Here is a 14,295-nt window from a genome sequence, read left to right on the forward strand (position 1 = left end):
AAGATGAAAATCCGCGTAGGACAAGGATACGACGTTCATAAATTGGTGGAAGGCCACCCGTTCTGGCTGGGAGGCATTCCGATTGAACATACGCACGGCGCGTACGGGCATTCCGACGCTGATGTGGTCTGCCACGTGATCTGCGACGCGCTGCTCGGAGCCGCCAACATGCGCAACATCGGCTATCATTTTTCGGATAAAGACCCGCGCTGGAAAGGCGTCGACAGCAAGGTGCTGCTGGCCGAAGTGCTGCGGATGGTCCGGGAGCGGGGCTGGGAAGTTTCCAATGTGGACGTGACGGTGGTGCTGCAGGAACCGAAGCTCAACCCCCACATTCCGGCCATGAAAACCTGTTTGTCGGAGGTGATGAACATTCCCGAGGACGATATTTCGATTAAGGCAACCACCTCCGAACACCTGGGCTTTGTCGGCCGGAAAGAAGGCATTGCGGCGCACTGCGTGGCGCTGATTACGTCTGAACCGTGATTGACGATGATTTCTTAGATGAACTATGATTTTTTAAACGATGCTTTCATTCCTACGCCCACTGCCCTTCCTTACTGCTTTTGTCCTCGGCTCCGGTCTGGTCCTCGCCCAGACGCCGGTCAAGGTTTCCACGGATAAAGGCCCGATTGATTTTGAAGAATACGAGCCCGTGTCGACCCTGAAAGTGTCCGAACACAAACTGACGCGCTCGAAATATCCGTTCATCGACGTGCACAACCACCAGTTCCAGATGGATAATATGGACCTGCGGAAACTGGTGACGCAGATGGACAGCCTCAACATGGGCATCATGGTGAACCTCAGCGGACGGGGTTTCAGCAGCAACGCCGCCGAAAGCACCCGCTTTCTGGACCAGGCGATGGCCAACGTGCAGAAGTCGACGCCCAGACGGATCGCGCTGTTTACCAACATCAACTTCGCCGGGGTTGGCTCACCGGGCTGGACGGATGCCGCCGTCCGAATGCTGGAAGAAGACGTTAAAAAGGGCGCCCGGGGCCTGAAAATTTACAAAAGCCTCGGCTTCAGCGTGAAAGACGTGGAGGGCAAACGCGTCCGGGTGGACGACCCGCGCCTGGACCCAATCTGGGCCAAATGCGGCCAGCTCGGTGTTCCGGTCATTATCCACACCGCCGACCCGAAATCGTTCTGGGACCCGATGGACCGCTTCAACGAACGCTGGCTCGAACTGAAGCTGCACCCCGGCCGCAAGCGCACCGACAACGACCCCGTGCCCTGGGAGCAACTGCTGGCCGAGCAGCACAACGTCTTCCGCAAACACCCGAAAACGACCTTCATCAACGCCCACATGGGCTGGTACCCGAACGATCTGGCCAAACTGGACAGTCTGATGCGGGCTTTTCCGAACATGGTAGTCGAGATCGGGGCCGTTATCGCCGAGCTGGGCCGCCAGCCGCGGGCCTCGCGCCAGTTCTTCGAAAAATACCAGGACCGGATTCTGTTCGGCAAAGATTCGTGGGTGCCGGCCGAGTACGCCACCTATTTCCGGGTGCTGGAAACGGACGACGAGTACTTTCCGTACCACAAAAAATACCATGCGTTCTGGCGGATGTACGGCATGGCTTTGCCCGATGAGGTGCTGAAGAAAGTGTATTACAAAAACGCCCTGCGCATCATTCCGGGCCTCGACAAGTCGCTGTTTCCGAACTAAACGACCCGGTCCGCCCGCTTTGCCCATTGACATGAAAATTACTCAAATCGACATTTACCGCTACGACATTCCGCTCAAAGCGCCCATTGCCATCTCGCTGGGGACGATTGAAAGCGCCCGGAACCTGCTCGTCAGAATCCATACGGATGCCGGCTTCGTGGGCTGGGGCGAAGGCTCGCCGTTCTGGATGATCGTCGGCGAAACGCAGGAAACGGGCTTTGCCGCCGCGCAGGACTTCGCCCGGCTGCTGCTCGGCTGCCCGGCGCTGGACATTGAAGGCAACTTGCGGAAGCTCGACAATTACCTGCCGGGCAACCCAACCGTCAAAAGTGCGTTCGACATGGCGCTGTACGATCTGGCAGCGCAGGCGGCCGGAATGCCGCTGTATGCGTTTCTGGGCGGCACGAAGCGGGCCCTCGTCACCGACGAAACCATCTACCTCAACACGCCCGATCGCATGGCCGAGGACGCAGTGCGCATCAAAGAACAGGGCGGAATTGCCATTAAAGTGAAACTGGGAACCAATGCCCGCGACGACATCCGGCGGGTCGAAGCCATCCGCAAGGCCGTTGGCTCCGATATTCCCATTCGGACGGATGCCAATCAGGGCTGGGACTTCGTCACGGCCCGGACCGTGCTGACCACGATTCAGGACTGGAACGTGGAGTACTGCGAACAGCCCGTCAGGCGGCCCCATTTCGGCGATTTGAAACGCCTGAGACAGCAGACCCGCGTCCCGATCATGGCCGACGAAGCTCTTTTCGATCACCGGGACGCGCTGCGGCTGGTGCAGGAGGAAGCCGTCGATTATTTCAACATCAAGCTTTCCAAAAGCGGCGGGATTTTCAACGCTCTGAAGATTAACGCCATCGCCGAGGCGGCGTGCATTCCGTGCATGATCGGCTGCATGTCGGAGTCGCGGCTGGCGATGACGGCCAAGGCCCATTTTGCCTCGGCCCGCCGCAACGTCGTCTTCTGCGACCTCGACGCGCCGTTCGAGCACGCCACCGACCCGGTTGTCGGCGGACTGCAGTACAACGCATACCAGATCGACCTGCCGGACACGCCCGGCCTGGGAGCCAGCGTTGACGAGAGTTACCTGAGAAACATGAAGAAAATGTCGTTTCCAGCCGAATAAAGCTGTTTTTGTAATAAAACTGTTTCAAATGCCCGGATGTCGCGTCTGGGCATTTTGTTTTTGAACATTACCGATTCGGTCTTATTCAGTCGTAAGAAACCAATAAAAATTCCTAATTATTTAACGGTAAAATCATACGGCCAGCATCTTTGGAAAGAAAAACATGGTGTGCCTATGATCAAAACCGAGCATCTTCTGGTCTAAATCGCTTTCGTTCGCCCCTGAATGTGTCAAAATAACACTTTATACCAAAGGGCGTCCAGACCGTAGAACAGAAGTTTGAAAGAGTTTTATTTTAACCCTTATTTCCTTATGATCAGATTTACTCTGTTGCACCTTCGGCAAAGAAGGTTCGTAATGATGTGTTACTTGTTCTTCAGCACCGTAGTAGCGGCCCTTGGGCAAAACTTAACGGTTCGGGGAAAAGTATCCGACGATGGCGGTCAGCCGCTACCAGGTGTTAGCGTCGTTGTAAAAGGAACGACAACCGGTACCGTCACGGGTCCGGAAGGCAACTACCAGCTCAACGTTCCGAGCAGCAACGCAACGCTGGTTTACTCATTTATTGGTTACATGACGAAAGAGGTTCCCGTCAATAACCAGTCAACGATTGATCTGTCCCTGGCTACCGACATGAAGGCCCTGAACGAAGTGGTCGTCGTTGGTTACGGGGTTCAGAAAAAAGAAACCGTTACCGGTTCTGTCGTGTCGGTGAAAGGTGAGCAGCTGGTGAAATCGCCGGCCGTGAACCTGTCCAACTCCATCGCCGGCCGCCTGCCGGGCGTTGTGGCCGTCAACCGAAGCGGCGAACCCGGTTATGACGGGTCCGCCATCCGGATTCGCGGTTCCAACACGCTGAACAACAACGACGCCCTCGTCGTTATCGACGGCATTCCCGCCCGTGCCGGTGGTCTGGACCGCATCAACCCGGCCGACATCGAGTCGATTTCCGTCCTGAAAGATGCCTCGGCCGCCATTTACGGTTCCCGGGCCGCCAACGGCGTAATCCTGATTACGACCAAACGCGGTAAATCCGGCAAACCGGAGTTGTCTTACTCCTTCAACCAGGGCTGGGCCAACCCGACCGTTATTCCGAAGTTGACCAACGCGGCTCAGTATACGTCCATGCTGAACGATCTGGACGTCTACCAGCTGCCGGTTTCAGAATGGCAGGCAGCCACCCAGGCTTACAAAAACACCGGCGCCTACACCCGCCCCAACGGAACCGTTCGGAACGCGCCTTACTCGCCGGAAGCCATCCGGAAGTACGCCGACGGCTCCGATCCCTGGAACTACCCCAACACCGACTGGTACGACGCCACGCTGAAAGACTGGTCGCCGCAATCCCGGCACAACGTCCAGCTGACCGGCGGTACGGAGAACGTCAAGTACCTGGCTTCTTTGGGTTATCAGAACCAGGATGCCTTCTATAAAAACTCGGCCACGGGCTACAAGCAGTACGACCTGCGCCTGAATCTGGACGCGAACGTAAACAAGTACATCCACGTTTCACTCGGCGTTCTGGGCCGCGAGGAATTCCGCCGCTTCCCGACCAAACCGGCCAGTGCCATCTTCCGGATGCAGATGCGGGGTAAGCCGCAAGAACAGGCTTTCTGGCCCGACGGCCGCCCGGGCCCGGATATCGAAAACGGCGAAAACCCGGTGGTGATCACGACCAACCTGACGGGTTACGACCACGACAAGCGCGATTATTTCCAGACCAACGGACAGCTGGACATCAAGATTCCGGGTGTTGAAGGGCTGAAATTCACCGGTACGGCCGCTATCGATAAACTGACGCGGAGCACCAAGCGCTGGGAAACTCCCTGGACGCTGTACCAGAAAGGTTCCGGTGTCGATGCCAACGGGAACCCCAACCTGGTAGCCAGCCAGCGCGGCCCGGCCGAACCCCGTCTGTCGCAGAGCGTGGAAAACCAGTTGAACATCCTGCTGGGCGGTATCCTGACCTACGAGCGCAAGTTTGGTGACCATGGCCTCACGCTGCTGGCCGGTACGAACCGTGAAACCATCGAAGGTGACAACTTCAACGCGTTCCGCCGGTACTTCATCTCTCCGGCCATCGACCAGATGTTTGCCGGTGGCGACCTCGAGAAGAACAACGGCGGTGGTGCTTTTGAACGCGCTCGTCTGAACTACTTCGGTCGCGTAGCCTACAACTACAAAGAAAAGTATCTGGCTGAATTCCTGTGGCGCTACGACGGTTCGGACATTTTCCCGCCGGCTACCCGCTACGGTTTCTTCCCCGGTGTGATGCTTGGTTGGGTAGTGTCTGAGGAGAACTTCCTGAAAAACTCAGTTCCGGCGCTGAATTACCTGAAACTGCGTGGTTCATGGGGCCAGTTGGGGAACGACCAGATCGCGACTTACCAGTATCTGTCTACCTACGGCTTCCGCAGCTACATCATCGGCAATGTGGAAACCAAGACCCTGTTCGAAGCCCGCGTCCCGAACGAGAACATTACCTGGGAGGTGGCGAATAACGCCAACGTCGGTCTGGAAGGACAGCTGTTCAACGGCAAAATCAATTTCGAGTTCGATGTCTTCTCCAACAAGCGGACCAACATCCTCTGGACCCGGAACGCTTCCATTCCCCAGACAACCGGGATGACGCTGCCGGCGCAGAACATCGGCGAAGTAGCCAACCGGGGCTGGGAATTCAACGTCGGTTACCAGAATCAGGTGGGCGATTTCAAATACGGCATCAGCGTCAACGGCGGTTATGCACAGAACAAAATTCTGTTCTGGGACGAGGCTCCGGGTGCTCCGGACTGGCAGCGCACGACGGGCCGCCCGATGTACACCTACCTGGTGTATGAGTACGACGGTGTGTTCAAGGACCAGGCCGCAATCGATGCCAACACCATCGACTACAAGGCCATCGTCAACCAGCTGCGTCCGGGCGACATGAAGTTCAAGGATTACAACGGCGACGGCAAGATTACGCCCGATGACCAGGTTCGTCTGAACAACACCAACGTTCCCCTCTTCCAGGGTGGTATGAACCTGACGGCCAGCTACAAGAACTTCGACCTGACGGTTCTGTTCCAGGGAGCGGCCGGTGCCAAGCAGTACATCAGCTCCGGCGAAATGGGCAACATTGGTAACTACCTGCTGGATTTTTACGAAAACCGCTGGACGGTCGAAAACCCCAGCGATGTTCACCCGCGGATCGCCAACCGTTCGGACCAGTATTATTCGGCCAACAACAACACGTACTGGCTGCGTGATGCCGACTACATCCGTCTGAAAAACTTCGAACTGGGTTATTCGCTTCCGGCAAACCTGACCCGTAAAGCGGGCATAGGTAACTTCCGGGTGTACGTAAATGGTCTGAACATGCTGACCTTCGACAAGCTGAAAGTATTCGACCCCGAAACGTCGAACGCCACGGGCCAGTACTACCCGCAATCGAAAATTATCAACGCCGGTCTGACTGCCACTTTCTAAATTCATTAACCCGAATTGACTATGCGATTACTCCGAAATATTCTGTTGTCAACGGTCGTGACCTCCATGATGGTGACGGGCTGTAACGACGACTTTCTGAACACCAAACCGCTTGATCAGGTTTCTCAGACCGCCGTCTGGACAGATGGTGCCCTGGCCGATGCGTTCGTGACAGAAATTTACGCGGGCTTTGGCCTCGGCGGGTTCAACGAACAGATGCTCGCCTCCCTGACCGACGAAGCGATTTTCACCCACCCCGGTCGGGGAATTACCACGATCACCGAATCGCGGTCCAACCCCGCCGACATTGGCTGGGTAAACGGCACACTCTCCTGGTCGAACATGTATTCCCGCTTACGGGCTGCTAACCTGGCCCTTAAGAATCTGGAAAAACCGCAGTTTGCCAACACAAACGGCATTGTGGACCGTCTGAAAGGAGAAGCTAAGTTTCTGCGTGCCTATTATAATCACCAGTTACTACGCTACTATGGCAGCTTCCCGATTGTAGACCGGCCGTTTGAACTGGGTGAGGCCGATTACCTGACGCCGCGCAACACCTGGGAGGAGTGCGTAAACTTCATCGTCAAAGACCTCGATGAATCCGCTGAGCACCTCAAAGGACGCACCATGGCCCGCGGCCGCGCCACTACCGCCGCCGCGCTGGCCCTGAAGTCGCGCGTCCTGCTGTACGCTGCCAGCGACCTGCACGACATCCCGACCGCCAAAGCCAAATCGGCCACCATCGCCGCTTTCTCCAAGCCGGAACTGCTGGGTTACCTGACCGGTAGCCGGACGGAGCGCTGGACGAAAGCCCGCGACGCCGCCAAGGCGGTTCTCGATCTGCCCAACCTCGGCAACCAGCTCAACCTGACGGCCCCGCTGGCCCGCGAAGAAGCCATTCAGACGTACATCAACACGTCGATGTCGCGCAACGGCGGCGAACGGGACATGATCCTGGGTCGGTATTTCATCAACGCCAAGCAGGAAGACGGCGGTCGCCAGGGTCTGTTCAACGGCCCGAACGGCTATAACAACTGGGCGGGTAACACGCCCGTTCAACTGCTGGTCGACGATTACGAAATGATGGACGGAACCCGCTTCGACTGGAGCAAGCCCGAACAGGCCGCCAATCCGTACGCCAACCGTGATCCGCGATTCTACGCTTCGGTCCTCTACGACGGCGCCCAGTGGAAACCCCGCTCGTCGGCGAACCAGTCACGTGACCCGCTGGGACAAATCCAGACCGGCCGTTACGAAGTCACGAACGCGACGGGACAGAAAACAACGCACTTTGGTCTGGATACCCGCAACAGCCCCATCGAAGACTGGAACGGCAGCTATACGGGCTACTACTTCCGGAAGTTCATCGACGCCAACCCGGCCATTGTTGACCAGAATACCTGGCAGGAAGTGCCCTGGCCGATTCTGCGCTACACGGAAGCCGTCCTGAACTATGTGGAGGCCTGTATCGAACTCGGACAGGATGCCGAAGCGCGTAACTGGCTGAACAAAATCCGCTTCCGCTCGGGAATGCCCGCCGTTACCGAGTCGGGTGATGCCCTGCGCCAGCGCTACCGCAACGAGCGCCGGATCGAAATGGCCTACGAAGAGCAGCGTTACCACGACACCCGCCGCTGGATGATCGCGCCGACCACGCTCGGCCGTAAAGCAAATGGTATTGCTATTACGGGTACACTGAAGCCCGGCAAAACGATGTCTGTCTACCGCTACGACCCGACCAGTTACGACTACACCTACCGTGTCTTCGAAATTGATCCGGGTAAGGAAAACCGTTCGTGGAACGATAAGATGTATTATCTGCCGATCGCCCGCGACGAAATGAACCGGAATAACAAGCTGTTGCAGAACCCCGGTTTTTAACATTTGAATAATTTTTGGTAATTTGGGTAGTTGGAAGAATTTCCCTTCCGACTACCCTTTTTCCTTTTTTACTGCTTTTCTGCTTTGCCTCTACAGGCCTTGCATTGTTTTATGAAAGTACGTTTACGCCCCTGCCTGTACCCCGCCCTGACCGCGCTCCTGCTGGCGGCGGGCTGCCGGAATTCCTCCCCTTCGGATAACCAGACCGCCGAAAAACCCGCCAATCCGCTCTTTACGCTGCTGACGCCCGAGCAGACGAACATCAGTTTTCAGAATAACCTCACCGAAGCGCTGAATACCAACGTCCTGATGTACGAGTACTTCTACAACGGCGGCGGCGTGGCGGTCGGCGACCTCAACGGCGACGGGCTCGATGACATTTACTTCACCGGCAACATGGTGCCCAATAAGCTGTATCTGAACAAAGGAAAGATGCAGTTCGAAGACATTACCGCCCCGTCGGGAGCGGCCGGACGCGAGGGCCCGTGGAAAACCGGCGTCACCATGGCCGACGTGAACGGCGACGGTCGGCTGGATATTTACATCTGCTACTCCGGCAACCTGCCACCCGAAAAACGGAAACACCAGCTTTACATCAACGACGGTCCCGACGCCAAAGGCATTCCGCATTTCAGCGAACAGGCCGAAAAATATGGACTGGACAGCCCGGCCACGAGCACCCAGGCCACCTTTTTCGATTACGACCGGGATGGCGACCTGGATGCCTTTCTGCTGAATCATAACCCCAAATCGCTGCCGGTCCTCGACGAAGCGACCACGGCCGACCTCCTGCGCAAAGACGACCCCATGAACGGCATGCGGCTCTACCGCAACAACGGCAATAAATTTCAGGACGTGACCCGCGCCGCCGGGCTGCAGAGCACGGCCCTTTCCTACGGCCTCGGTGCCGGGATGGCCGACCTCAACGGCGACGGCTGGACCGACCTTTACATTTCCAACGACTACACCATTCCGGACTACCTCTACCTCAACGACAAACGGGGCGGATTCACCAACGTGGCCGGCAGCAGCCTCGGGCATATTTCGCATTTCTCGATGGGCAACGACGTGGCTGACATCAACAACGACGCCCTGCCCGATATTTTTACACTGGACATGCTCCCGGAAGACAACCGTCGGCAGAAGCTGCTGATGGCTCCGGATAACTACGAAAAGTTTGACTTCAACGTCAAGGTCGGCTTTCACCACCAGTACATGCGGAACATGCTGCAGCTCAACAACGGCGGTGGCCGCGACGGCGTCCCGACGTTCTCGGAGATTGGCCAGCTGGCTGGCATTTCCAATACCGACTGGAGCTGGGCCCCGCTGATTGCCGACTACGACAACGACGGCTGGAAAGACCTTTACGTGACCAACGGCTACCTCCGCGACTATACCAATCTGGATTTTCTGAAATACATGGGCGACTATGTGCAGAACAACCAGAGCAACATGCAGCGGCAGAACATTCTGGAACTGGTTTACCAGATGCCTTCGTCCAGCCTGAAGAATTACGTTTTCCGGAACAACGGCAACCTGACGTTTACCAACTCGGGCACCGCCTGGGGCCTCGATCAGGTCGCCAACAGCAACGGGGCCGCCTACGCCGACCTCGACAACGACGGCGACCTCGATCTGGTCGTCAACAACGTCAACCAGATGGCCTCCATCTACCGCAACGAAGCGTCCGGGCAGTTGAAGCACCATTTTTTGAAGGTGAAACTGGATGGAGCGGGTCAGAACCGGTTCGGTCTGGGTGCCCGCGTGACGCTTTACCGAAACGGCAAACAGCAGTACCTCGAACAGATGCCGACGCGCGGCTATCAATCCAGCGTTTCGCCCGTGCTGCATTTTGGCCTTGGTCAGGATGCGGCCGTCGATTCGCTGCGGATTGTCTGGTTAAGCGGCAAACAGCAGTTGCTGAAAAGTCCCAAAGCCGACCAGTTGCTGACCCTGCGGGAAGCAGAGGCTGGGGGTACGTTCCGCCCGGCCAAAGCCGTTCAGCCCTTTCTGACCGAAATGCCCGCCCCCCTCGCCTACCAGCATCCGGGCCAGCCGCTGAACGATTTCAAACGCCAGCCGCTGATGGTCAATCCGCTTTCGTTTAACGGCCCCTGTCTGGTAAAAGGTGATGTGAACGGCGACGGGCGCGACGATGTGTATGCCGGAGGTGGCAGCGGCCAGCCCGGTGCCCTCTTTCTTCAGCAGGCCGACGGACGTTTCAGCCGGTCGAACCAGCCCGCCTTTGCCGCCGACGCCGGGAGCGAAGATGCCGATGCCGTCTTTTTCGACGCCAACGGGGACGGCCATCCGGACCTGTACGTCGCCAGCGGCGGTTACGGCAATTTTCTGCCCGACGACGCCCGCCTGCAGGATCGCCTGTACCTGAACGACGGCAAGGGGAACTTCGCCAAAGCCGCCAGCGCCCTGCCCGTCATGCGGGTCAGCAAAGGTTGCGTTCGGGTGGCCGACGTGAACGGCGATGCCCGCCCGGACCTGTTTGTCGGTGGCCGGGTGATTCCGGGCCGCTATCCGGAGACGCCGCAAAGCTACCTGCTCATCAATGCCGGCAACGGGACGTTCCGGGACCAGACCGCCGCCCTCGCGCCCGAACTTCAGCGCATCGGCATGGTGACGGACGCCGCCTGGGTGGATCTGAACGGAGACCGCAAACAGGAACTGGTCGTGGTCGGCGAGTGGATGCCCGTCACGGTGCTGGGGTCCGATAACGGTAAATTTGCCAACAAAACCACGGTCTTTTTCGGAGAAGAGTACCGCGGCTGGTGGAATCGCCTGCTCGTCGATGACCTGAACGGCGACGGCAAACCCGACCTGCTGGCCGGTAATCTGGGCCTGAATTCCCAGTGCCGGGTTACCAAAGAGCAGCCCGCTGAACTGTTTTTCAAGGATTTTGACGACAACGGGTCCGTCGATCCGATTCTTTGCATGCCCATCGGGGGCAAAAGCTACCCGTACGTCACGCGCGACGAACTCCTCGACCAGATGAGCATCATGCGGACACGTTTCCCGGACTACAAAAGCTACGCGGATGCGACGTACGAAACCGTCTTTACGCCGGAAGAACGGGAAGGCGCTACCCGGCTGGAGGCCAATTACCTGCAAACAGCCCTGTTTCTGAACCAGGGCGGCCAGTTGAAGGCACAGGCCCTGCCGCTGGAAGTGCAGGCGTCCCCGGTCTTTGCCATCACGACGCTGGATTACGACGGCGACGGCCACAAGGACCTCCTGTTGGGCGGCAACATCAACCGCGGACGGCTTCGTTTCGGAAAGTACGACGCCAACTATGGAATGCTCCTGCGTGGCGACGGAAAAGGGGCCTTTGCCTACATCCCGCAGCGGCAGTCCGGTTTAGGGGTAAAAGGCGATGTCCGGTGCATTCTTCCGGTGGGCAATACCCTGCTTTTTGGCATCAACGGGCAGGCCGTCAAAGCGTATCAGACTAAACCCAGACTGGCGTTATGAGACCGCTTCTTTACGTAATTTCCCTGCTTTCGCTGGCGCTCCTCGGCGGCTGTTCCTCCCCGGACAAAGCGCCGGAACTCGAAAACCGCCAGATCAGCGAAGTGGTCGGCCAGATGACCGAAGTGATGATTCACGACGTGTCGAACCCGCCGCTGGCCGCCCGTTTTTTCGCCTATGCCTGTCTGGCCGGACACGAGGCGCTGGCCCAGCAGGACAGTAGCGTACGCAGCTTTGCCGGGCGCATCAACGGGTTGAAGCCGCTGGAAAAGCCCGCCGTTGACGGCCCGGTATCGCCCAGCCTCAGCGCCGTGCTGGCCATGCTGGAAACAGCCCGGAAAATGCAGCCTTCCGGCAGTCGGCATGAAGTTTACCAGAAAAGCCTGCTCGATTCGTGTCGGCGGGTCGGTTTTTCGGAGGAAATGATTGCCAACTCGGGGCAGTTTGCGGTGGGTATCAGCAAGCAGATTCTGGCCTACGCCAAAGCCGACCGATATAACCGCATCAGCAATTACCCGCGTTATACGCCGCAGGGCCAGCCGGGCACCTGGTACCCGACCCCGCCGGGCTATTTTGCGCCGGTAGAGCCGTATTTCAATACTGTTCGGCCCTTTACCCTGGATACCTGCCACCAGTTCAAACCCGCCCCGCCCGCGGCGTTTTCCACGGCTAAATCTTCCCCGTTTTTTAAGTTGATGGAGGCGGTTTACCGGCAGCCCCTGACGCCCGAACAGCGGGAAATCGCCGCTTTCTGGGATTGCAATCCGTTTGCTTTGCAGGAAAACGGGCATCTGCTGGTCGGCATGAAAAAGATTTCGCCGGGGGCGCACTGGATGGGCATCACGGGCATTGCCTGCAAACAAAGCAAAGCCTCGTTTGCCAAAGCCATGCAGGTGCACACGGTGGTCGCCATGGGCTTAATGGACGGGTTTATCGGCTGTTGGGACGAAAAATACCGCAGCCACCGCATTCGGCCCGAGACCGCCATCCGGAAGCACCTCGACCCGACCTGGAAGCCCATGCTGCAAACGCCGCCTTTTCCGGAATACCTGAGCGGTCATTCGACGATTTCGTCCGCCGCGGCGGTGATTCTGACGCACTATTTTGGCGATAATTTCCGCTACACCGATACCGTGGAAGAACGCTACGGCCTGAAAGCCCGCTCCTTCACTTCCTTCCAGCAGGCGGCCGTAGAAGCCGGTATCTCCCGCTTTTACGGCGGTATTCACTTCATGGATGCCATCGAACAGGGGCGCTGGCAGGGTCTGAAGACCGGCGAATGGGTCGTTGCCAAAGTGGAAGGAAAACCGCTGATTGCCCGAAAATAAAGCCATTCGTCCACTCCTCACGCCATGAACCGACGCCTTTTTCTGAAATCCTCCGCGGCGGGCCTGACCGGCCTGGTGTTCGCCCCGTCCGGAAAACCAACGGAAGTTCCCGTCCGGGCGCTGACGAAAGGGCCGGGCTTTCACTGGTTCGGGTATTACGACAAGCTCCAGTTCGACCCGACCAACCGGTACGTGCTGGGCATGCAGGTAAGCTTCGAAGGTCGCTCGCCGACGGCGGACGATGTCGTCAAAATTGGCATGATCGATTTGCGGAAAGGCGACCGCTGGATTGAGCTGGGCGAAAGCAGCGCCTGGGGCTGGCAGCAGGGCTGTATGCTGCAATGGGTTCCGGGGTCGGGCTCGAAAATCATCTGGAACGACCGGGTAGGCAACCAGTACGTCAGCCACATCCTGGATGTGTTTACCCGAAAAAAGCAGACGCTGCCCAAAGCGATTTACGCCCTGAGTCCGGATGGAAAGTGGGCGGTTGGAACAGAGTTTAGCCGCATTCAGGACTTGCGGCCGGGCTATGGCTACGCGGGCATTCGCGACCCGTTTTACGAGGTCAAAGCGCCGGAGGCTATTGGCCTGTACCGGATGAATCTGGAAACGGGTGACGTGCGCCTGCTGATGTCGCTGGCCGAAGCCGCCGCGATCCCGCACAACGGAGCCGACGTTGCGGACAATTTTCACTGGTTCAATCACCTGCTGGTCAACACCGACGGCAGCCGCCTGACCTTTCTGCACCGCTGGCGGGCCCGGCGCGAGGACCGGCAGGTGATGGCCCGGACCAATTTTGTGACCCGCATGTTCACCGTCAATCCCGACGGCAGCGACCGATTTATCATCGACCCGTCAGGCTTCACCTCCCACTTCATCTGGCGCGACCCGACGCATATCTGCGCTTACACGAAGCCAACCGGACAGGCTTCCGGCTTCTACATTCTTCAGGATAAAACCGGGAAAATGGAGCCGATCAAAACCGACAAGATGCCGGTGAACGGGCACCAGACCTACGTGCCGGGAAAAGGAAACGACTGGATTCTGAACGACAATTACGCCGGAACGCAAAACCGGAACCAGACGCCCTACCTCTACCACCAGCCTACCGACCGTCGCATCGACCTCGGCCATTTTCCCGCCGGTGAAAGCTACGTGGCCGAGTGGCGCTGCGACCTCCACCCCCGCAGCAGCAACGACGGCAATTATGTCTGCATCGATTCCACCCACGGCGGCAACGGAAGGCAGCTCTACCTCCTCGACCTGCGGCCCCTTTGGGGAGTTAAGAGTTAAAAATTAAGAGTTAAAAGTAGGCTCCGCTTAAT

The 14,295-nt window shown here is 57.9% G+C and carries 8 protein-coding genes; all 8 read left to right on the forward strand.

Annotated elements, in window-relative coordinates; translation table 11 throughout:
* Nucleotides 1–3: 3 nt before the first annotated feature.
* The 8 genes from ispF (at nt 4) to ORG26_RS05715 (ending at nt 14,263) form a co-directional block, all read left to right on the forward strand.
* Entirely contained in the window at nt 4–486 is a 483-nt protein-coding gene (gene ispF, locus ORG26_RS05680; protein ID WP_266367559.1) for a 2-C-methyl-D-erythritol 2,4-cyclodiphosphate synthase, read from the forward strand.
* A 40-nt stretch (nt 487–526) separates the two neighbouring features.
* Nucleotides 527–1,675: an amidohydrolase family protein gene (locus tag ORG26_RS05685; protein ID WP_266367560.1), complete on the forward strand. Its 1,149-nt coding sequence runs from the start codon at nt 527–529 to the stop codon at nt 1,673–1,675.
* A 31-nt stretch (nt 1,676–1,706) separates the two neighbouring features.
* Complete coding sequence (locus tag ORG26_RS05690; protein ID WP_266367561.1) at nt 1,707–2,813, forward strand: mandelate racemase/muconate lactonizing enzyme family protein; 1,107 nt, start codon at nt 1,707–1,709, stop codon at nt 2,811–2,813.
* A 357-nt stretch (nt 2,814–3,170) separates the two neighbouring features.
* Nucleotides 3,171–6,281 carry a SusC/RagA family TonB-linked outer membrane protein gene (locus ORG26_RS05695; RefSeq protein ID WP_266367562.1) on the forward strand — a complete coding sequence of 1,037 codons (3,111 nt, stop codon included), beginning with the start codon at nt 3,171–3,173 and terminating at the stop codon, nt 6,279–6,281.
* Nucleotides 6,282–6,302: 21 nt separating this feature from the next.
* Entirely contained in the window at nt 6,303–8,162 is a 1,860-nt protein-coding gene (locus tag ORG26_RS05700; RefSeq protein ID WP_266367563.1) for a RagB/SusD family nutrient uptake outer membrane protein, read from the forward strand.
* Nucleotides 8,163–8,273: 111 nt separating this feature from the next.
* Nucleotides 8,274–11,645 carry a VCBS repeat-containing protein gene (locus tag ORG26_RS05705; RefSeq protein WP_266367564.1) on the forward strand — a complete coding sequence of 1,124 codons (3,372 nt, stop codon included), beginning with the start codon at nt 8,274–8,276 and terminating at the stop codon, nt 11,643–11,645.
* Nucleotides 11,642–12,970 carry a vanadium-dependent haloperoxidase gene (locus tag ORG26_RS05710; RefSeq protein ID WP_266367565.1) on the forward strand — a complete coding sequence of 443 codons (1,329 nt, stop codon included), beginning with the start codon at nt 11,642–11,644 and terminating at the stop codon, nt 12,968–12,970. Before ORG26_RS05705 ends, ORG26_RS05710 begins: the two co-directional genes overlap by 4 nt.
* 24 nt (nt 12,971–12,994) lie before the next feature.
* Complete coding sequence (locus ORG26_RS05715; protein ID WP_266367566.1) at nt 12,995–14,263, forward strand: hypothetical protein; 1,269 nt, start codon at nt 12,995–12,997, stop codon at nt 14,261–14,263.
* Nucleotides 14,264–14,295: the final 32 nt, after the last annotated feature.

The organism is Tellurirhabdus rosea (assembly GCF_026278345.1).
In the GTDB taxonomy this organism is placed as follows: Bacteria; Bacteroidota; Bacteroidia; order Cytophagales; family Spirosomataceae; genus Tellurirhabdus; species Tellurirhabdus rosea.

Excerpts from the sequence above, each read along its gene's own strand:
- ORG26_RS05690 (WP_266367561.1), top strand. The coding sequence starts at position 1,707 with ATGAAAATTACTCAAATCGACATTTACCGCTACGACATTCCGCTCAAA.
- ORG26_RS05685 (WP_266367560.1), top strand. The coding sequence starts at position 527 with ATGCTTTCATTCCTACGCCCACTGCCCTTCCTTACTGCTTTTGTCCTC.
- ispF (WP_266367559.1), top strand. The coding sequence starts at position 4 with ATGAAAATCCGCGTAGGACAAGGATACGACGTTCATAAATTGGTGGAA.
- ORG26_RS05715 (WP_266367566.1), top strand. The coding sequence starts at position 12,995 with ATGAACCGACGCCTTTTTCTGAAATCCTCCGCGGCGGGCCTGACCGGC.
- ORG26_RS05705 (WP_266367564.1), top strand. The coding sequence starts at position 8,274 with ATGAAAGTACGTTTACGCCCCTGCCTGTACCCCGCCCTGACCGCGCTC.
- ORG26_RS05700 (WP_266367563.1), top strand. The coding sequence starts at position 6,303 with ATGCGATTACTCCGAAATATTCTGTTGTCAACGGTCGTGACCTCCATG.
- ORG26_RS05695 (WP_266367562.1), top strand. The coding sequence starts at position 3,171 with ATGATGTGTTACTTGTTCTTCAGCACCGTAGTAGCGGCCCTTGGGCAA.
- ORG26_RS05710 (WP_266367565.1), top strand. The coding sequence starts at position 11,642 with ATGAGACCGCTTCTTTACGTAATTTCCCTGCTTTCGCTGGCGCTCCTC.